Here is a 20,430-nt window from a genome sequence, read left to right as displayed (position 1 = left end):
AGATTATTAAGATACCCCTATTATCTAATAGTAGAGCTTCACCAAAATCGTTGCTAGTTTTGTACAATTCCCCATTTTTTGATCATTGAATCAGCTCCACAGCATGCATAGCAGTCGAAAAATCAGCTCGGATCGCTTCTACTGCTTGTATTATATCTTCGTCCGACAAAAAAGGGGCCTGTGCAAATACTAGTCCATGTTCCCCACTCAATTTCGCCGCAAGATGTCCTTTCCCTAAAAGTAATTCTGCACCAGAGCGATCCAATGCTATCTTCGAAGTTGCTTCACTTGCAACTTTAAGAATTAATCGATTACCCAAGTTCTCTCTAAGTTGCATCGGCATCACGTCCTTATCGGGACGTTGCGCCGCAAAAATTAAGTGAATGCCTGCGGCACGAGCTTTAACACCAAGTCTCTGTACTGCGGCACTCACCGCAGATTTATATTCATCATCAAACATCCAATCGGCAAACTCGTCATGTACCAAGAATACCATCGGTAACTGTTCTTCATATGAAACCTTACCGTTAAAAGTAGAAAGGTCTCTTGCGCGAACACTGGCAAAAGCACGATAGCGATCTTCCATCTCTTCAACCAAAGCAGCTAAAACTTCTTTTGAACGCTCTTTAGTAATTATTATTTCATCACGCATATGTGGGAGATCAGCTAATGGTGCATAATCAACTCCCATTTTTGGATCGATCAAGATAATTTTTGCAAGATTTGCTGAGTTTGTCGCAGCTATATCTAACAAAAGAGACTGTATTAAAACTGATTTACCACTGCCAGTAGCACCAGCGACTAATGAATGCGGTTCATGTGAGGATAATCCTCCAAATTCGGATCCCAAATTCAGATAAAGTAAAGCGCCATTAACCTCTTGAACACCTAGTAAAAATGACGTGTTGATACCTGCTGTATTACGATTAATCTCTCGCTGGGCCCATAGCTCCCAAAGTGCGACTGATTGCCTCTTAGCACCTGCAATTGTGACTACTATCTCACCGGGCTTAGGTTGAACTGTTACTAGATTGATAGCATGGGTAGTCATAAGCTGAGTACGTTTATTTTCGATGTCCTCAACACGCAGACGATCAGAACCTGCCAAACGTACTAAACAACCATTTGGCGTCAAACGAGTATTTATAACTGAAGCTTGAAACCCGTAGCTGTTAAGAGCAACTTTAAGCTTTTGAGTCACCTCTTGGCCCCAAGCTTCCCGCTCTGTATCACTTTGGATTTTACCTGCATATTTAGAGGTAATCAGTTTCGACAGTTCTGTTCCATAGATATTAATATTTTCCGAAGATGTAATTTCTATTTCATGAGAAATTAAAGGTGATGTGTTATTCTCTAAACATGAAAGGGCCGGAGTCTTTGTTTTATGTTTTAAAGTACCATTATCATTAGCTAAGGATGGAAAATCACTCTCAGGAGCAATTGATGATGGTACAAACTCTCCATAAGAATCAAGCCAAGCCACTTTATGAGCAGGTTTTTGGAATGTATAATTTCCCCATGGTAGTAGAGCCCCCATTATTTCACATAACTCAACAGCACTATCAATTTCTCCCCTGCTATAGCACTCCGCAATTTTACGTAATTCAGGGCGAGCAAAAATTATTTGCCAAGCCTTAACGCCTTCTTGCTCTTCAAGAAGTTCCTGTTCAGATTTAGTACCTGTATCGGATGTATGTACATAGACATGTGAGTAACCTCGAAGTGATATTTCAATATCACCTTCACGTAATTTCATACGTGCCCGTTCAATTAGCCCCGTCATTCCCGGTGGGATTTCTGCATCTAAAAGCATGTTAGCCAACCGAGAAAGCCAGATATCACGATCTAAACGACCAGGGTCTCCAAAGAGAGCTTCCCTGAACACATTAAGCGTTGCAAGTAGCTGTTCTTTTGAATCTCGCCTGGCCTTAGCAAGACCATCTAATCCAACATATTTAGATTCAACAATTACAATAGATATGCAAATTTTGTCATCCGTCTCTACAACTGTTAATGCCATTATATCGGCTATACGGCTTTCGGGTTGAGACAACCAGCGCGCATAATCGTCAAGCAAGAAATAGGCTGTTAGAGTTTGGTTATTACTGGCCGATTGTTTGAGCTCCTCTGCAAGTAAATAACGACTGAAAACTAAACCGAGCATTTCGCCAGCGGAGATACCTCGTTTAGCTGCTCTTAAAACGATATCTCCAGAAATAGAAAGGGCATCTATTTTTGCTCTTTCCGCGGTTTTTTTAAGTACGTCATCTTCAATTTTTAAATTAAGCTCTCCCAAACGCCTACGAACCAGCACACTCAATAGACGCAACTCAGATGTTGAACTAACAATAATATTACGGCCATTGGTAGAACTTCGACGATAGCGGACAATAGTTATACCGTTGTACTGTAGTTGACGTTTATCTAAAAGTTCATCATATATTGCCACCCACTCGGCCAAATCATGAGCGTCCTTCATCATTGCCGCCAAGTCAGGATCTTGCAAAGAAATAAGGCGAACAGGTAGATGTCTTTCGTTGCCCAGAACATCAGATTGACGACAAACAGCCCAAACAGCAGAGACATAGGTCCATCCTGTAGATGTCTGCTCCGGGCATGTCAAAAATGCAGATGACTTAAGTTCATTTTCCCCAGAAACACTCCGGTAAGAACAACGAGAAGGAGCATGTTCTAAATTTGCTCTTTCATTAGTCCACTCTACACGAACCCAATCAAGTTTTGCTGAGCGGGATACTACATCGTGTAAAAAAGCTATGTCGAAAGGCTTAAAGCCTTGACGGTTTTTTAAAGGTGTTGCTGAATTTGGCGTAACTGATATACGTAATTTGGATATAAAATTATCACTGGTTTCACTAACCAATGGTAAATCAGGGGCATCATCAACTTTATTGACTAACTCTCCGTAAACGCTACGAAGCTTACTTTGGTTAGAGTGGCGCATCGATACACTGCATTGAAGCTTTCCATGCGACTGCATAGAAGATATTTCACGTACAGTAGCAAGTGGTAATTCAGCAGCATCAGAGTTGTATAGAACAACATTAAGGTTTGAAGCTTCATGAGGTTGTAATCCAACATAGCGTTCCAATAGCTCACGAGCCTGCTTCGCTGCTAAAGATGGATCAACATTAGTCATTGAATCTTCTATGCCGCGAGTTGGTGATTCCAGAAGACTATAACCATTAACAGTACTACTCTCCGAAACCAAAATCGAGCGGCCTTCCCAATCAAGAACACCTATTTCGGGATAAAATGGGTGAGCAATCTCATCTGACAACTCACGCATAAAAATCTCACGGTCGCTAAATAAGATATTATTACTAGAAAGTAAATGTTTAGCAAAGCCTGTAATTCTCCTTGATTTAACAGCTAATGCTTTCATTCTTTCAGGATGCCAAGGAGGAATGATTAATGCTGGATTATCACCAACTACCTTTACTGTTCCTATTGCCAATACTTCTGATACTAACTTCTCTCTACAAATATCGCCACGCGCATGTACCAGTAGAGTTGATAATAAAGCACTAAATGACTCAGCTTGCAGCATGACAGCGTCACCATGAAGCCCTGTATTAATAAACTCCACTAAAGCTTGGTTGTAATCCTCTTCAAATTTATCCCAGGCAATACGAATCTCATCGCGTTGTTCTGGTTTCAAGCGTCCTACATCGGCCAACTCTTGAATGCGTCTCTTGATTTCAGCTCGTTGACTACGAAGCCTATTAGAAGGAGGGACAAGTGAACCTGCATCACGGGCATAAGTTGCCTCCAGGCTACCTGTATCAAAGAGTGATACACTTTGTACCCCTCCCTTTTTACTGACAAGCTTTCTAGAAACTTCAGTGCGCCCAACACCACCTTTTTCCAGTAACCGGCGCATATCTCCTGCCATTGACAGGCCAATCGAAGCCGGTCTATAACTCCACAGAAGTTGTGTCTTAGCTAGAATAATTTCTTCGCCCTTCTCTTTACGAATAAGTGCAACATCAAATTTAATATTTAGTGCTGTTTTAGATAAGGACGAGTTAGATTTTAATTTAGTCTTCTTGTTATTGTAATGTTCTTTTTCTTTGGCAAAAAAAGATTCATAATCAAATAGTGGATCAGGTAAATTAAGGCTGCCCATCCGCTCAACTTTCCAGTCAACTTTAGAGCCCATGAGCTCCTTAATCCCTCTATACATAGAGGAAAAAAAACTGCCTGCATCATAATTGAAACGTTCTCGCCACTCTTTACGTCCCTTATTAACTGTAAAGCGTAAAAAACATGGACTGCCAGATTCTCTTACCCCGGCATAAAGATTATGAACAGCACGAGCAAATCCATCAAAAAAATCATGACACTCAATAGGCTTTCCATAGAGTGCCTTTTCCCAGCGAGAACATAATTTTACATCTTGTTCTAATAGTCGACGATGCTTAATAAAAAAATCTTCATCATCTTCGGTGAAATCAGCTCGTCGTTCACGAACCTTTAACTCTTCTAATAACCTTCGACTATCTTCACTTAATGAATTCTCAGGTTCACAATCGTGATCGAAAAATTCAATTGTTGCATCTGATAATCCAAGTAGCTTCTCTTTAGGTTTATCAAAAACTAAATAAACACCATCTTTTTCCCATTCAAAAATCAAAAGTTCTGTCACTGCAGAATTATCTCCTGCTGGCGATTCAATGAATTTTTCTAACGCCTGACGAACCTCATCAGAAAACGTTTCCATATGTTCATGAAACCGTTCTCGCAAATCATCCAAATCAACTGGCTGACCATTCTGTTTTAATTTTTTAAGTAGTGGAGCTCTTTGGAGAAATAGCTTAGAAAAAGCCTTATACCAAGGGTTACGTGATGTTGAGTAAGTCTTACTATTTGAAAAATAAGCAGTATCCCTAGGTAGGCCCACTTTCGGTAGAGAAAAACCGATCGCATCTCTAATGGCTAATCCATGGGCTGAGATAGCACTTGCAATTTCAGAACAAAACTTACCTAGCTGTGTTAAAGAAAGCTCATACGAACCTAGTAAACCAGCCAGAGCCGCCTGAAAAATAGCTTGGTCTTCTTTTACAATCGATATCCCTGCTGAATGTAATACAGCATCAACCCAAGGTTTAGCATCGGCTCGCATTTCCTTGGCTCCGATTGCCATTACATGCCCTAAGGTATCGGATAAATTATGCTCATTACCATTGGCTGTTAGTATTGCCGCTTTACTTGTTTCCGCATTATTACGCACAAAACCTGCATTGTGCTGAATAAGGATATTCTCAGGAAGCCCTTCCCCATGAGCTAAAATCTCCGGGATACGAAGATCAACCTGAGAAAATAAATCATTGTCAGCTAAGATTTCTCTTGCAACCGCTGCAATTTGACTAGATGAAAGCTTATCTAACCTGAATAGTGCAACCGCATCATCAGCTGGATTTTTAATACGCTTGGCAAGGATATCCGCGCCGACACGTCCAATAATTCGTTCGGTTAACATTTGATGTTTTCCCTTACTGCAAATGGATTTTCCACAAATGAGCAAGAATCAGAGAGTCTGCGTACTAGCCCTAAACCTACAAGTCGAGCCTCAAGGTTGTCTCGGTTTTCACTGAGTTCCTCTTGGTCAACAAATTTTTCGGCCACTAAATAATCCCCTTCAACATCACCAAAAACTAATCCATATCGACGGTTAGCTTCGGATAAAAATTCATCAAATTGCATTCTATCTTCAACGATTGTAACAACAAGAGATTTGAGCAAACGATCGTTTGGAGCATAGCGTGTGCGCCGAGACAGCCGGCGAGAACTCAACCCGATTGCCCTAGCCCAAGTTGAATGTATCTTTCCAGTATGACGTTCATGCCGAGTAAGTGATAAGGTGGCTAATTCAGAAATTAAGTCATCTGGATTCTTGCCTGCAAAATCAATATCACCTTCACCTTCCGAAGGAGGCCATTGGAACCATTCCCGCATTAACTTCACTCGTTCTGAATCAGGAAAATCCATATCACTTGATTTATCCCATCGAGGATCTAAACGAATAGACTCAACGTAAGCACGTACCGCTTTGGCGGGCAACCCTTGATTATATTGATAACTATCACCAGATAACGCCCTAACTTTAGTACGTTCTCTAGAAACTATTTCACATACAATCTCTACCGGTTTATCATCTTTTACATAGCACTTAGAGCGTTCTAGCAAATAGATAAGCATATTTAAGCCGGTTATAAGAATTAAATGTTCAAGTGCATCATAAATTGGAATATCTTTATTCAAAACCGCAAGCCAGTCATCACAAATTTGATCAAATCGAGGATTCTTAGATTCTGGAAGATAACCACCTAAGCGAGAGTCATCGGCAAGCTGAGTCTCTCCCTGCAAAGCTTTAACAAGACGATTCATTGTAGATGAACGGTCAAAAAGTTTAGTGGTCAAAACCTGCCCTAGTTCTCTTCCCCTTTCGGCACGGGTAAGCATTAAATAGAGCAGCTCCCCTGTACGTGCAAAAAAACGCCGATCATTACTCGCATTACCATGAGCATCAAAATTTAAATCTTCATAAAGAGCATCAGGTCCAAATGGAAAGGCGAATTTCGAACTCCAACGTTTATTGCTGCGAGATTCGAAAGATGAAGAACGTAAAAGCTCAATCGCTTTGGCAAAATCATTGAAGCTTGAGAACGCTTGCTTTAGATAAGTAACCTCATCATCCCCTTTACCCATAGCTCCTTCAGTAAATTTTTGGAACCATGAATCCCATTTTTCTTCATCAGATAAAGAACTATATGCGATAGACTCAATGTATGGATTATTAAATAGTAGGCTACGTAAACGAATTTGCCGTTGAGGACGGAAGCGAATTGTCCCCCCTAATTCATCATGAGGAAGTAGGGGGCGCTCCAGGTTAGCTCCAAGCAGTCCCAAAAACTCTAAAATAGTCAAATGTGGAAGTTGCTCATCATAGAGACGGTGTCCCCAAATATTTTCATCCACGCAAAAATCAACGTGCTTTATTTCTGGGCGTTTTATAATTGAACTCATTCAACCCACCTTACTGTCATAGGACGAACGAACCCGCATCCACCAGGTTCAATATCAATAAAGTTCAGAGTCATAGCAGAATCCTCTGTTCCAAATTCTTCATCATCATAATCAGCCAAGGTTTTGCAAACCATTTGTGCTTTTCTTAACAATTTAGCCTTAAAAGCCAAAAGATCTTCAAGGCATTCGTTGGAAAAACTAGCTGGTAGTGCCCCTTCCGAGATACGAGAGAGAAACTCGTGGCGGATAGGAGTTAAATCAAAACTCACGCAATTTGATTGTCCCGGAGCAAAAGAAATTTCCAAAAATGGACGGCCAGTTTCTTCATTAAGTTTGATACTCAAACCTACACCAGCTTGCTTACGAGATGGTATCTCGTAATCGCAAAGAACGCTAACTCTTGATTGGGTAAATCCGCCAGAGCTTGCAACAAAAATCTTGTCGGTGTTCTCCAATAATAACCCGGTAATGACCCTATTTAACCCTTTAACAATTCGCCCTTTAACTAAATCACTGATTATTTTTTTGGCTTTAAGCGATTCAATAAGAGCTAAATAATCTCCAGCGAAACGAAAAACAGTCATGGACCAATATGGATAATTTAATTCATCATCTGGCAACGTAAAAAATAACCTTCGACGCTGTGTCTCAAGTAATTCTAAAAATTCAGAAGCACCGCCATCTAGCCGAACACTTTCATCACCTTCTAAATATGAACTCTGGCTAGAATAATAGGTAACACTTGCCCCGTATATTGGATCTTTTCCTATCAAACGGTCAAAATCAACTTGCAAGCGAGAATCATCGTTGCCATAAACCAGAAGCCCATCAATCGCATTACTCGTTTCTTCACCAGCGCCAAAACTAGCCATTGCTTTAAATATAGGACGCCCAGCGGCTCTGCGTTTTGGAAGATTGGCACCAAAAGCATTTGTATAGATGCTAGCTTTAACCAACTCTCCTCGGTCTTGAATACTCACGACATCAGCACAAGTCATTAAGTTTTCTCTAACGACTTTAGCATCGGAATACCCTAAGATCATATTTGAGCATAGGGCAAGAATATCCCGTGTAGGAATGTGTAATCCATTCAGGCGAGCAATTTCTATTAAATCGGCAAGACGTAAAGCAAGTTGACCACTGTCAAATTCGCCAAGTAGCCGTCTACGATTTTCGTCAATTGGGCAAACTTTCCCGTCAGACTTTAACGAACAATGCTTGCACTTTTCCCATTCAGAGTGCTCAGCTATTGTTCTAATCGCTTCATCTAAAGTCTCACGGTTTGTTAGCCTACTTAGATCAAATACTGCTAGTCTGTTAGGCGCAGGACCTGCCTGTAAGAACTGCTCTTGTAATGGTTTGCGTAAAGGATGCTTTCGGCCCTGCCTTCGACCAATATCCCTTAATCGATCAAGCAATTGACCGTGATTGGCGGCAAGAATAATGATCTCTGAATCATCGCCTTCTAGCACTGATCGTTCGAGACGCAGCAAAGGAAGATCACTTTCCTCTCCGTTGAATTCAGATAGATCTTTTATGAAAACAGCTAAACGCCCGTCAGCAAGCGGAAGTTCCTTGATATTACCCTTTGTTGACCAATCTTTTATGGATCCACCAAATTTTACCCATAGAGCGCGGCAATGATATGTTTTTCCATCACCAGCAGTTCCTGCTATCAAAATTGAACCGGGAACCTTAGACTCGATGTGCTCAACCATTTTATCAAGCAATGGTGTCGACAATTCTATTGGATGAACTTTAGCTCGCCCTAACGCCCCGACGACATATTCATCAAACATTGTAAGATTATTAGATGTTGGTCCATAACTTCGAAGAAAACGTACCCAAGAACTGTTGGGCTGAGAAGATAAATTTATTCCTTGCTCATTTGCCGATTCTGATAGGCTGCTCATTATTCACCTTGCAATCTATAGTTATCCGAGCCCTTGAGGACGTCGCCAGACCTTAAATTAATATATAAATATCAGTCAGATAACGACATTCAACCATAGGGATGATGCTGGAAGGCTCTAAGTTTGCCAATTAATTCCACGAAATGCTGCTAGCCAAAGCCCAATGTTAGTATGATCTTTTAGTGAGCAGTGATTGAGCAAGGCTAGCACCAAACAACCCCATATTCCAATACCAGTGCACTAAACTGATGCAGCATTTATTCCTTAAAAATAGCTAGTTACACTAAGTGGCATATGGGAAGCTATACGTCATTTATAGAGCCGCTTTGCAAGATCAAATGGGCTCACCGCCTTCTCACGATTCGCATCAAGAAAATCAGCCCACCACTGCAGCATCAGTCGCCGCTCATCAATATGTTCGGCCTTATGAATGTAAGCTGCGCGTACTGAGTTACGTTCCATATGGCTCATTTGCCGCTCCACTGCATCCCTCGACCACAATCCAGACTCAATCAATGAACTACAGGCCATTGTCCTGAAACCATGCCCACAAACCTCTACCTTCGTGTCATAACCCATAACACGCAGCGCCTTGTTCACCGTGTTTTCACTCATCGGTTTGCGATGGTCGTGATCGCCAATGAAAACAAAATCGCGATCGCCACTAAGTTTGTGTACCTGTTTAAGGATTGCTAACGCTTGATGAGAAAGCGGTACCAGATGAGGCGTACGCATTTTTGAACCACGCTGGGAATGCTTTACTCCTTCAATAGCTTCGCGCTCTGCAGGTATTGTCCACATTGATGTTTCAAAATCGATCTCAGACCAACGGGCAAAGCGTAGTTCACTTGAACGAATGAATACCAAGAGCGTGAGCTCAACAGCAAGACGAGTCAAAGGCCTACCGGTATAACTGTCAATGCGCTGAAGGAGTTCAGGAGTACGCTTCAACTCTAATGCTGGTCGATGCTGCCGGTTACTTGAAGCAACAGCACCGGCCATCTCCTGTGCCGGGTTATAATCAAGCAACCCACTCTGTACCGCATAGCGCATAATTGCGGTGGTGCGCTGCTGTAGACGGGAAGCCACCTCAAGACGCCCAGACAACTCAACAGCTTTGATAGGCGCTAAAAGGTCGCGCGTTTTTAATTCGACAATATTACGCTTACCTATGGCTGGAAAGAGGTTGTCCTCCAGGCTTTTAAGCACGCGTCGGCTATGTTCTTCCGACCACTTTTTATTTGTGGCATGCCACTCAATAGCAAGTTGTTCGAAAGTACGTGCTTCTTCCTGTTCAACCTTATCATTTTTCTTTTTGTCTCCCGGATCAATGCTGTTTGCTAACAGCTTACGAGCGTCATCACGGCGAACCCTTGCACCAGCAAGTGACACATCAGGATAGACTCCCAGTGCCAGCATCTTTTGCTTTCCGCCAAAGCGATATTGCAAACGCCAGTACTTAGAACCATTTGGATGGACAAGAAGGTGCATACCGCTGCCATCGGTCAGCTTATATTGCTTATCCGTTGGTTTGGCTGTTCTAACCTTGATATCTGTTAACGCCATGCTTATCCCCTCCCTGTTGGTACAAGCATTATCGAACCGGAAATACCATCATCTGTACCAACATCTGTTGGTAGATGTACGTTGAAGTCGGTTGACCTTAAGAGAGTTAATATAGCGGGAATGATGGATAAATGCTGGATTTCAGGCACAAAAAAAGACGTCCGTTGACGTCTATTGATGTTCCGATGGTGCCGAAGGCCGGACTCGAACCGGCACGTATTTCTACGGTTGATTTTGAATCAACTGCGTCTACCGATTTCGCCACTTCGGCACTGAAGGGGTATGCGGAAACGTTGTGGATTATACCTGTCGCTGGCGGCCTTGCAAGCAGCGCTGTGCTTAAGTGGCGTTAAGTGCTGAATTTTTCAGCGACCTGCCGTTTTCCTCATTTCCCCATCCATGAACAACTCTACGGTTTACATTCCCGCTCGTTTGCGATGTGATTTGCTTTCAGCATGGCCACACAATGGAGCCCCCATGTCCAATCCCACTCCCCCCATGCGAGTCGCCATCATCGGGCCAGGGCAGATCGCCGAGAACGTGCATGCGGCTTACTATGCGACTAATCCTTCTTTGGCTTTGGTGGCGGCCTGCGGGCGCGATCTGGCGCGTACTCAGGCATTTGCGGATAAGTTAAATGTCCCCGCGGCGTATGACGATGTCGGGCAGATGCTACGTGAGGCGAAGCCGGAGATCGTCAGCGTTTGCTCGCCCAATATTCTGCACTATGAGCACGTGATGCAGGCGCTGGAGGCGGGTTGTCATGTGCTCTGCGAGAAACCTCCTGCGATGACGGTGGCGCAGGCAGATGAGATGCGGCAAGCGGCGAAAAAGGCGAACCGGGTGCTGGCCTACAATTTCCACCATCGATTTGCGCTGGACAGCGCTCTGCTGCGCGAGCAGGTTCAGGCCGGGGCGCTGGGGGATGTCTATGTCACCACGGCCAAAGCGCTGCGCCGCAGCGGCGTGCCGTCGTGGGGGAATTTCATCAGCAAGGATTCGCAGGGCGGCGGCCCGCTGATCGATCTCGGCATTCATATGCTAGACACCGCGCTTTATGTGCTCGGCTTCCCCAAAGTAACGCGGGTGATGGCCCACAGCTTCCGTAGGCTGGGCAACACGAAAAACAGCGGGCAGTTTGGCGAGTGGGATCCGTCGCTTTATACGGTGGAAGACGCGCTGTTCGGCGTGATCGAGTTCGAGGGCGGCGGCATTCTGCGGCTGGACACCTCTTTTATTCTCAACGTGGAAGAAACCTCGCAAATGAACGTTGAATTCTGCGGTGAACGCGCCGGTGCCAGGCTGTTCCCGGCCCATATTTACCACGACCGCGACGGCAAGCTGGAAACGCTCCAGCACAGGGAGGCCGCCGACGACCGTCGTCATTTCCGCGCCATGGAGAGCTTTGTCCGCCACGTTCAGGGCGAAGCAGCCATGGTGGCCGATGCCGAACAGGGTTATGTCGTGCAGCAGATCATCGCCGCGCTCTACGCTTCGGCGGAACAGGGCGGCGGCTGGGTAAAGCTTTAACCCTCCTGGGCACATTCCACCAGGTCGCTCCTCCCCCCAATGTTCTAAACTGGTTGCAGAGCCAATATGGAGGAAGAGCGATGTCTGTTATCAAAAGTTATGCCGCGCCGAAGGCCGGTGCGGAGCTGGCGCTTCAGGATTTCGACGCGGGCGATCTGCTGCCGGAAGATGTCGAGGTAAAAGTCGAGTACTGCGGTATCTGCCATTCGGATTTGTCGATGATCGACAACGAATGGGGGTTCTCGCAGTATCCGCTGGTTGCCGGGCATGAGGTGATTGGCCGCGTGCACGCGCTGGGGTCAGCGGCACAGAACAAAGGACTCAAAGTCGGTCAACGCGTCGGCATCGGCTGGACGGCCAGAAGCTGTGGCCACTGCGATGCGTGTATCAGCGGCAGCCAGATAAACTGCCAGGAAGGCAGCGTCCCGACCATCGTAAACCACGGCGGCTTCGCCGACAAAATTCGCGCGGACTGGCAATGGGTAATCCCGCTGCCGGATTCTATTGATATCGAATCCGCTGGGCCGCTGCTGTGCGGCGGCATCACAGTGTTTAAACCGCTGTTGATGCACCACATCACCGCCACCAGCCGCGTGGGCGTGATCGGCATCGGTGGCCTCGGGCATATAGCCATCAAACTGCTGCACGCCATGGGCTGCGAGGTGACGGCGTTCAGCTCTAACCCGTCCAAAAAAGAAGAAGTGCTGGCGATGGGTGCAGATAAAGTGGTGAACAGCCGCGATCCGGCCGCGTTAACCGCGCTGGCGGGTCAATTTGATCTGATCATCAACACCGTCAGCGTTGATCTCGAGTGGCAGCCCTATTTCGAAGCGCTGGCCTACAGCGGCACGTTCCACACCGTGGGGGCGGTGATGAAGCCGTTCCAGATCCGCTCCGGCACGCTGATCGGCGGCGACCGCAGCCTCTCCGGGTCGGCAACCGGCTCTCCGCACGAGCTGCGTTCGCTGATGAAGCTGGTCAGCCGGGCGAAGGTTCAGCCGCAGATCGAGTTGTACCCGATGTCGAAAATCAACGAAGCCATCCAGCACGTGCGCGACGGCAAAGCCCGCTACCGCGTGGTGTTGAAAGCGGATTTCTGATGTAAAAAAGGCTCCCTCGGGAGCCTTTTTAGTCACTTCACCAGCCCGGCAAATACCGCCGCCACGGCGACCGCCCCCGGATCTTTCACCCCATCGAGGTTGTCGCTGTTCACATAGGACGAACGTCCGGCGTTGGCTTTTTGCATCTTCGCCGTGTCGGCCGCGCCCTTCTCTGCTGCCTTCGCGGCGGCTTTCAGGTCTTTATTCCTTAACGCTTCGAGCGCCGGCTGCAGGGCGTCGATTAACGTTCTGTCGCCCAGATCCGCGCCACCGTAGCGCTTCATCTGCGCCAGGCCAAACAGCAGGGACTCCGCCAGCGGCTGCTTCTCACTGACTTTTTGCCCGGCGGCGGTGAAGAAGATCGACATCAGCACCCCGCTGGAACCGCCCATCACGGTTGCCAGTCGTTCACCTACAAGGCCCAGCAGCGCGGCGGTATCGTTCAGCGGCAGCTTGCCTTTGTCGTTCAGGTTGGCGATGTCGCGCGCACCTTCGGCAAAGGTAGAGCCGGTGTCACCGTCGCCCACTTTGGCGTCCAGCGCGTTAAGGTGGTTCTCCTGGGCGATCAGCGTTTGGGTCACGCTTGCTAACAGGGCTTTCACCTCGTCGTTAGCGGAAGGTTTTATCGCGTGGTCTTCGCGGATAACCGCCTGCTTCTGCTCCGGCATCGGGTGGTATTTCACCATCGGCTGCCAGCCTGCGGTTTCCACGTCAGATTCAAGCGCCTGAATAAAGTCCGGGCTCAGCTTGATGGCGGAGAGCGAGAAGCCTTTCATGTCCAGGGCGCTGACCAGCGGCGCGGGGCCGATCAGATATTTGATCTGCGAACCGAGATCCGAATGCATCAGCTCTTTGGTCAGGAGCGCCATTTCTAGCGAGGAAACGCCGCCGAGATTGTTGATCAGCACCGCCAGGTCGCTCTCTTTGCCTGTCGCTTTGCGCAGGTGCTTCACCAGCGTGGCAATCACTTCTTTGCTGTTTTGGGTATCCACGGTGCTGGCACCCGGCTCTCCGTGAATGCCCAACCCAAGCTCAACGTGGCCGCCTTTAATGCGCCCTTCTTCTTCCTCGCTTCCCGGCAGGTTACAGGTTTGCATCGCCACGCCCATGCTGGCAATGCTGTCGCAGGCCTTTTGCGCGATGTCCCGCACGTCGCCGAGAGATTTGCCCTGCTCTGCGGCATAGCCCGCAATTTTGTGCACCAGCGCTGTGCCAGCGATGCCGCGCGGCTGTTTGTTATCCGGCAGCGAAATATCGTCGCCGACGATCACCATCTCGACCTTCAGCCCGTGCTTTTTTGCTTTCTCGGCGGCCAGGCCGAAGTTCAGCCTGTCGCCGGTGTAGTTTTTGACGATCAGCAGGCAGCCGCGATCCCCGGTGACGCCGACAATGGCGTTCAGCACCGCATCCACGCTCGGGGAGGCAAACAGGTCGCCGCACACCGCCGCGGTAAGCATACCTTTGCCGACGAAGCCCACATGTGCGGGTTCGTGGCCGGAGCCGCCGCCGGAAATGATCGCCACTTTGCTTTTGTCCCAGTCGCTGCGGGCCACCACGCGGATGGCCGGGTCGATATCCAGCCGCACAAGGTTGCGGTAGCGGGAACTGACAATGACGCCTTCGATGGCATCGTTAACCAACTGCTTGCGATCGTTATAAAAGAATCTGGACATAGCTTTCCCTGGTTGTGTAAGAGATCTGCCAAGCATAGACCTTTGCCGGGCCGAGGGGGTAAACATGGGAAGATCCTGATGCTCAATTCGTGCGGAAAGCTATGCTTTAGACAAATGTTGCCACAGGGAAACGCTCATGACTGAACCACTGCTGATTGCCAGAACCAAAGAGACTGAACTGCATATTCTGCCCAACATGGCGAACCGCCACGGGTTGATCACCGGGGCAACCGGGACGGGCAAAACCGTGACGCTGCAGAAGCTGGCTGAGTCCTTCTCAGAGATTGGTGTGCCGGTGTTTATGGCCGACGTGAAGGGAGATTTAACCGGCGTGGCCGAAGAAGGTGCCGAGTCTGAGAAGCTCCTCGCCAGGCTTGCCAATATCGGCGTGACGGACTGGTCGCCGCACGGCAATCCGGTGGTGCTGTGGGATATCTTCGGCGAGAAAGGGCATCCTGTTCGCGCCACCGTCTGCGATCTCGGGCCTTTGCTGCTGGCACGGCTGCTGAACCTGAATGATGTGCAAAGCGGCGTGCTGCAGATCATCTTCCGCATTTCGGACGACCAGGGCCTGCCGCTGCTGGACTTTAAAGACCTGCGCGCCCTGACTCAGTACATCGGTGATAACGCCAAAGCCTTCCAGACGCAGTACGGCAATATCAGCAGCGCTTCCGTCGGGGCCATTCAGCGCGGGCTGCTTTCTCTGGAGCAGCAGGGCGCGGAGTATTTCTTCGGCGAGCCGATGCTGGATATCAAAGACTGGATGCGTACCGACGCAAACGGCAAAGGGATCATCAATATTCTGTCGGCGGAAAAGCTCTACCAGATGCCGAAGCTGTACGCCGCCAGCCTGCTGTGGATGCTGTCCGAGCTTTATGAGCAGTTGCCGGAAGCGGGCGATCTCGATAAACCGAAACTGGTGTTCTTCTTCGACGAGGCGCACTTGCTGTTTAACGACGCCCCGCAGGTTCTGCTGGATAAAATCGAGCAGGTGATCAGGCTGATCCGCTCCAAAGGCGTCGGCGTGTACTTCGTGACGCAAAACCCTGCCGATGTGCCCGACATTGTGCTTGGCCAGTTGGGTAACCGCGTCCAGCACGCCCTGCGTGCCTTTACGCCCAAAGATCAGAAGGCGGTAAAAGCGGCGGCGCAAACCATGCGGGCGAATCCGGCTTTCGATACCGAAAAGGCTATTCAGGAACTGGGCACCGGCGAGGCGCTAATCTCCTTCCTCGACGCCAAAGGCAGCCCGACTGTGGTCGAGCGCGCGATGGTGATCGCCCCTTGTTCGCGCATGGGTCCGGTGACGGACGACGAGCGTAACGGCCTGCTGAATCACTCCCCGCTGTACGGCAAATATGACGAAGTGATTGACCGGGAATCGGCCTACGAGATCCTTCAAAAAGGCGTGCAGGCCGCGGGAGAGCAGCAGGACGCGCCACCGGCCAAAGGTCAGGGCGTGGCGGTGGACGACGGAATTCTCGGCGGGTTGAAGGATATTCTGTTCGGCAGCACCGGGCCACGAGGCGGCAAGCGCGATGGCGTGGTGCAGACGATGGCAAAGAGTGCGGCCAGGCAGGTAACGAACCAGATTATTCGCGGCGTACTGGGCAGCATTATGGGGGGGCGTAAGCGGTAGGCTCTGCGATTTCCCCCTCACCCTAACCCTCTCCCTCAAGGGAGAGGGGATCTTTCTCTTTCTGCCCGTTCAATTGAGCCAGTGCTTCTTTCTTTCCCCCTCTCCCTTCCAGGGAGAGGGCCGGGGTGAGGGTAATAACCTCTGCAATAACAACCACATGACTCACCAGGTCAGTTTTGTGCTAGATTACGCCGGTTTTTGGAAATCAGTCAGAAGAAAAGATTAAATAATGCGCAAATTCTGGACAAAAGAAGAAACTTTGTGGAGTTTCGCCTTATATGGTACTGCCGTTGGCGCAGGAACCCTTTTTCTCCCTATTCAGCTCGGCTCAGCCGGCGCCATCGTTCTGCTTCTTACGGCCTTGATCGCCTACCCGCTGACCTACTGGCCGCACCGGGCGCTCTGCCAGTTTATCCTGTCGGCAAAAACTCCAGGCAGCGGCGGCATCACCAGCGCCGTGACCCACTACTACGGCAAAACAATCGGCAACCTGATCACCGGGCTCTACTTCGTCGCGTTCTTTGTGGTGATCCTGATTTATGCCGTTGCGATTACCAATTCGCTCATCGAGCAGTTAGCCAAACACGGGCCGATTACGACCACAATCAGAGTGCTGGTTAGCCTTGGCGTTGTCGCGGCGCTGAACCTGATCTTCCTGATGGGGCGGCAGGTGACCATCAAAGTGATGGGGTTCCTGGTTTTCCCGCTGATTGCCTACTTCCTGTTTTTATCCCTCTATTTGACCAGCAGCTGGCAGACGTCTTTGCTGACCGAGGGATTAGTCCTCGACCGCCACGCGCTGGGTGAGATCTGGATGTCGATTCCGGTGATGGTCTTCGCCTTCAGCCACACGCCCATTATTTCTACTTTTGCCGTAGCGCAGCGCGAAAGCCACGGCGAAGGCGCGATGAATAACAGTAAGAAAATCATGCGCGTCGCCTATTTTGTGATTTGCTGCAGCGTGCTGTTCTTCGTGTTTAGCTGCTTCCTGTCTATTCCGGCTCAGGATATTACCGCCGCGAAGGCTCAGGGCCTGACCATCCTGTCGGCGCTGTCGATGGTGCCGGGTACGCCGGCCTGGCTGGGTATTTCAGGCTTTATCGTTGCGATAGTGGCGATGTCCAAGTCGTTCCTGGGCACCTATTTCGGGGTGATTGAAGGGGCGACGGCGATTGTTAAGTCCACGCTGGGCGCGGCAGGTATGAACCGAAGCCGGGCCTTCTGCCGGGCGCTGTCTATTACCCTGATTTCGCTGCTGACCTTCGTGGTGTGTTACATCAACCCGAATGCGCTGGCGATGATTTACGCCATCAGCGGGCCACTTATCGCACTGATTTTATTCATTATGCCAACGCTGTCGACATATCTCGTGCCCGCGCTTAAGCCGTGGCGTTCGCTGGCGAATCTGTTGACGCTGATTATCGGGATCTTGTGTGTGTCGGTGATGTTTATTCACTGATTTCCCTCACCCCGGCCCTCTCCCAAAGGGAGAGGGGGAAAGAAACACTAAAAGGCAAGAAACACAGAAGAGTATCAGTGAGATCCCCTCTCCCTTTTAGGGAGAGGGATAGGGTGAGGGTAAACTTATCCCGCTCTTTTCGTCAGCATCCAGAGGCTGATCAGCAGGAAGGTCACGCTAGGCAGCAGCGCCCCCAGAATCGGCGGAATGTTGTACACCAGCGTTAGCGGGCCAAACACCTGATCCAACACGTAGAAAATAAAACCGAAGCTTATCCCCGTCACCACTCGTACGCCCATCGGCACGCTACGCAGCGGGCCAAAGATGAACGACAGCGCCATTAGCATCATTACCGCCACCGAGACCGGGGCGAAAATCTTGCTCCACATATTCAACTGGTAGCGTCGGGAGTCCTGGCCGCTGGTTTTCAGGTACTTGATGTAATCATAAAGCCCACTGATCGACAGCGAGTCAGGATCAAGCGCAACCACGCCAAGCTTGTCGGGCGTCAGGTTGGTTTTCCATTCCCCGCTCACGGTTTGCGACCCGGTAATCTGCTTTGGATCGGAAAGATTTGACTCGTCAACCTGCGACAGACGCCAGACTTTATGCTCAGCGTCATACTTCGCCGCCGCGGCATTGCGAACCGAAAGCAGGCGGCGCTCACCGTTGAAGTGGTAAATCATGATGCCGGCAATTTCTGTCTCGCTGTTGACGTGATCGATATATACGAAGTCATGGCCGTCTTTCGCCCAAATGGAGTTGGTTGTGGACAGCAATGAGCCGCCAAGCAGCATTTGCGCACGGTAATTACGCGCCATTTGATCGCCCTGCGGGGCAACCCACTCGCCGATTGCCATTGTCAGCAGAACCAGCGGAATCGCGGTTTTCATTACCGAGGAAGCGATTTGCATACGCGTAAAGCCGGACGCCTGCATCACCACCAGCTCACTGCGCTGAGCTAGCATTCCCAGCCCCAGCAGCGCGCCTAATAACGCGGCCATCGGGAAGAAGATCTGAACATCTTTTGGCACGCTGAGCAGGGTGTACATCCCCGCACCCGCTGCGGAATAAGAACCCTGGCCCGTTTTTTTCAACTGGTCAACGAACTTAATGATTCCCGACAGCGACACCAGCATAAACAGCGTCATCATGATGGTGTTTAAGATGGTTTTACCGATGTAACGGTCAAGTACGCCAAACATTTAAGCCGCTCCTTTATAGCTAAAGCGGGCACGCACTTTGCGCATCGGTACCGTATCCCACAGGTTCAGGGCAACGGCCAGCGCCAGGTACGCCAGGTTGACCGCCCACATCCAAATCATCGGGTCCAGCTTTTCCTTTGACCCGCTGGAACGCAAAGAGCTTTGCAGCAGGAAGAAGACCAGATAGAGCAGCATGGCTGGAAGCATCGACAGCACCCGCCCCTGACGCGGGTTCACCACGCTCAGCGGGACTACCATCAGCGCCATAATCACCACCGACATGATGAGCGTCAGGCGCCAGTGGAGCTCGGCTCGCGCAGAAGGCTCCGGATTCTTCCACAATTCGGTCATGCTCATTTGGCTGATATCGGAGGGATCAAGCATCACCGCCTGATGGCCCACCACGGCCTGGTAGTCTTTAAAATCTGTAATACGGAAATCGCGCAGCGTTGAGGTTCCTTCAAAGCGCGTGCCGGTATTCAGCTTAACAATCTGCGTGCCGTCCGGGCGCTGGAAGATTTGGCCAGAGTCCGCGACCACCACGGAAGGACGTGTATTGCCCTTCGGACGCACCTGAACAAGGAAAACATCGTTGAATGTTTTGCCCTGCACGCTTTCGATAAACAGCACCGCGCTGCCGTTGGTCGCCACCTGGAACTGCCCTTGCGCCAGGGCAGCCACACCAGGGTTCGCTCTGGCTTCAGCCAGCACTTCGTCCTGGTGACGAGCGGACCACGGGTTCAGCCACATCACGTTTACGGTGGCCACAATTCCGGTGAAGAGTGCGAGAACCATCGCGGCTTTGACCAGTACTGCTTTACTCAGACCGCAGGCATGCATTACCGTGATTTCACTCTCGGTGTACAAGCGGCCGAGCGTCATCAGTAAGCCGAGGAAAAGGCTCAGGGGAAGGATTAGCTGCGCCATTTCAGGCACACCTAAACCCAGCAAAGATAAAACCAGATTTGTCGGGATTTCGCCGTCGGCCGCAGCACCGAGGATCCTAACCAGCTTCTGAGCAAAGAAAATCAGCAGCAGGATGAAAAGGATCGCCAGTTGGCTCTTAAGCGTCTCCCGAACCAGATACTTTATGATAATCACATTAAATACGCCTGTAGAAACGAGTCTTTTTGCAGGAAAATCGCTTGTTTCATCGCTTATACGTCATTTATTCTCTTTAATCGTCGAAAACATCGCTAAGATTAGATAGCCCGGCGAACTCGCATTACGGGACGATGTTCAGACACAATAGAAAACGTAAATCCATTCGTTAAGATTAACACGAAGTCATCGCAACA

General features: G+C 49.1%; 11 protein-coding genes and 1 tRNA gene. 4 read left to right on the top strand and 8 right to left on the bottom strand.

What is annotated here, in order from left to right:
* Window positions 1-82 precede the first annotated feature (82 nt).
* From A936_RS19430 to A936_RS19410, 5 genes are all read right to left on the bottom strand, one after another.
* On the bottom strand, window positions 83-5,500 hold the full coding sequence (locus tag A936_RS19430) for an FtsK/SpoIIIE domain-containing protein (RefSeq protein WP_008460813.1): 5,418 nt from the start codon (window positions 5,498-5,500) through the stop codon (window positions 83-85).
* Window positions 5,494-7,047: a hypothetical protein gene (locus A936_RS19425; protein ID WP_008460812.1), complete on the bottom strand. Its 1,554-nt coding sequence runs from the start codon at window positions 7,045-7,047 to the stop codon at window positions 5,494-5,496. The genes A936_RS19430 and A936_RS19425 overlap by 7 nt, the downstream gene beginning before the upstream one ends.
* Window positions 7,044-8,960: a DEAD/DEAH box helicase family protein gene (locus A936_RS19420; protein ID WP_192810983.1), complete on the bottom strand. Its 1,917-nt coding sequence runs from the start codon at window positions 8,958-8,960 to the stop codon at window positions 7,044-7,046. The genes A936_RS19425 and A936_RS19420 overlap by 4 nt, the downstream gene beginning before the upstream one ends.
* 309 nt (window positions 8,961-9,269) lie before the next feature.
* Entirely contained in the window at window positions 9,270-10,526 is a 1,257-nt protein-coding gene (locus A936_RS19415; protein ID WP_008460810.1) for a tyrosine-type recombinase/integrase, read from the bottom strand.
* 186 nt (window positions 10,527-10,712) lie between these two features.
* A tRNA-Leu gene (locus tag A936_RS19410) sits at window positions 10,713-10,797 on the bottom strand.
* Between the two features lie 206 nt (window positions 10,798-11,003).
* Between A936_RS19410 and A936_RS19405 the strand changes: the two genes are divergently transcribed.
* Entirely contained in the window at window positions 11,004-12,056 is a 1,053-nt protein-coding gene (locus tag A936_RS19405; RefSeq protein ID WP_008460808.1) for a Gfo/Idh/MocA family protein, read from the top strand.
* Between the two features lie 80 nt (window positions 12,057-12,136).
* A complete protein-coding gene (gene ahr / locus A936_RS19400; RefSeq protein ID WP_008460805.1) occupies window positions 12,137-13,156 on the top strand; it encodes an NADPH-dependent aldehyde reductase Ahr in 1,020 nt (339 codons plus the stop codon).
* A 32-nt stretch (window positions 13,157-13,188) separates the two neighbouring features.
* On the opposite strand, the gene A936_RS19395 is transcribed toward ahr, so the two are convergent.
* Window positions 13,189-14,829, bottom strand: coding sequence for a dihydroxyacetone kinase subunit DhaK (locus A936_RS19395; RefSeq protein ID WP_008460803.1), 1,641 nt, complete (start codon window positions 14,827-14,829; stop codon window positions 13,189-13,191).
* Between the two features lie 136 nt (window positions 14,830-14,965).
* On the opposite strand from A936_RS19395, the gene A936_RS19390 reads away from it, so the two are divergent.
* Together A936_RS19390 and A936_RS19385 are read left to right on the top strand one after the other, a co-directional pair.
* Window positions 14,966-16,468, top strand: coding sequence for a helicase HerA-like C-terminal domain-containing protein (locus tag A936_RS19390; protein ID WP_008460801.1), 1,503 nt, complete (start codon window positions 14,966-14,968; stop codon window positions 16,466-16,468).
* Window positions 16,469-16,697: 229 nt separating this feature from the next.
* Window positions 16,698-17,927: an amino acid permease gene (locus tag A936_RS19385; protein WP_008460798.1), complete on the top strand. Its 1,230-nt coding sequence runs from the start codon at window positions 16,698-16,700 to the stop codon at window positions 17,925-17,927.
* A gap of 125 nt (window positions 17,928-18,052) precedes the next feature.
* Here the strand turns inward: A936_RS19385 and lptG are convergent, their stop codons facing one another.
* Together lptG and lptF are read right to left on the bottom strand one after the other, a co-directional pair.
* Window positions 18,053-19,132, bottom strand: coding sequence for an LPS export ABC transporter permease LptG (lptG, locus tag A936_RS19380; RefSeq protein ID WP_008460797.1), 1,080 nt, complete (start codon window positions 19,130-19,132; stop codon window positions 18,053-18,055).
* Window positions 19,133-20,233 carry an LPS export ABC transporter permease LptF gene (gene lptF, locus A936_RS19375; protein ID WP_008460795.1) on the bottom strand — a complete coding sequence of 367 codons (1,101 nt, stop codon included), beginning with the start codon at window positions 20,231-20,233 and terminating at the stop codon, window positions 19,133-19,135.
* Window positions 20,234-20,430: the final 197 nt, after the last annotated feature.

It is taken from the genome of Enterobacter sp. Ag1 (assembly GCA_000277545.1).
GTDB lineage: Bacteria > Pseudomonadota > Gammaproteobacteria > Enterobacterales > Enterobacteriaceae > Cedecea.
The sequence above is the reverse complement of the archived record's forward strand: the minus strand, read 5'-3'. Positions and strand labels throughout refer to the sequence as shown.

What these genes read in the sequence shown, in the direction of transcription:
- A936_RS19430 (WP_008460813.1), bottom strand. Translation starts at nt 5,500, where the DNA reads ATGTTAACCGAACGAATTATTGGACGTGTCGGCGCGGATATCCTTGCC.
- A936_RS19425 (WP_008460812.1), bottom strand. Translation starts at nt 7,047, where the DNA reads ATGAGTTCAATTATAAAACGCCCAGAAATAAAGCACGTTGATTTTTGC.
- A936_RS19420 (WP_192810983.1), bottom strand. Translation starts at nt 8,960, where the DNA reads ATGAGCAGCCTATCAGAATCGGCAAATGAGCAAGGAATAAATTTATCT.
- A936_RS19415 (WP_008460810.1), bottom strand. Translation starts at nt 10,526, where the DNA reads ATGGCGTTAACAGATATCAAGGTTAGAACAGCCAAACCAACGGATAAG.
- A936_RS19405 (WP_008460808.1), top strand. Translation starts at nt 11,004, where the DNA reads ATGTCCAATCCCACTCCCCCCATGCGAGTCGCCATCATCGGGCCAGGG.
- ahr (WP_008460805.1), top strand. Translation starts at nt 12,137, where the DNA reads ATGTCTGTTATCAAAAGTTATGCCGCGCCGAAGGCCGGTGCGGAGCTG.
- A936_RS19395 (WP_008460803.1), bottom strand. Translation starts at nt 14,829, where the DNA reads ATGTCCAGATTCTTTTATAACGATCGCAAGCAGTTGGTTAACGATGCC.
- A936_RS19390 (WP_008460801.1), top strand. Translation starts at nt 14,966, where the DNA reads ATGACTGAACCACTGCTGATTGCCAGAACCAAAGAGACTGAACTGCAT.
- A936_RS19385 (WP_008460798.1), top strand. Translation starts at nt 16,698, where the DNA reads ATGCGCAAATTCTGGACAAAAGAAGAAACTTTGTGGAGTTTCGCCTTA.
- lptG (WP_008460797.1), bottom strand. Translation starts at nt 19,132, where the DNA reads ATGTTTGGCGTACTTGACCGTTACATCGGTAAAACCATCTTAAACACC.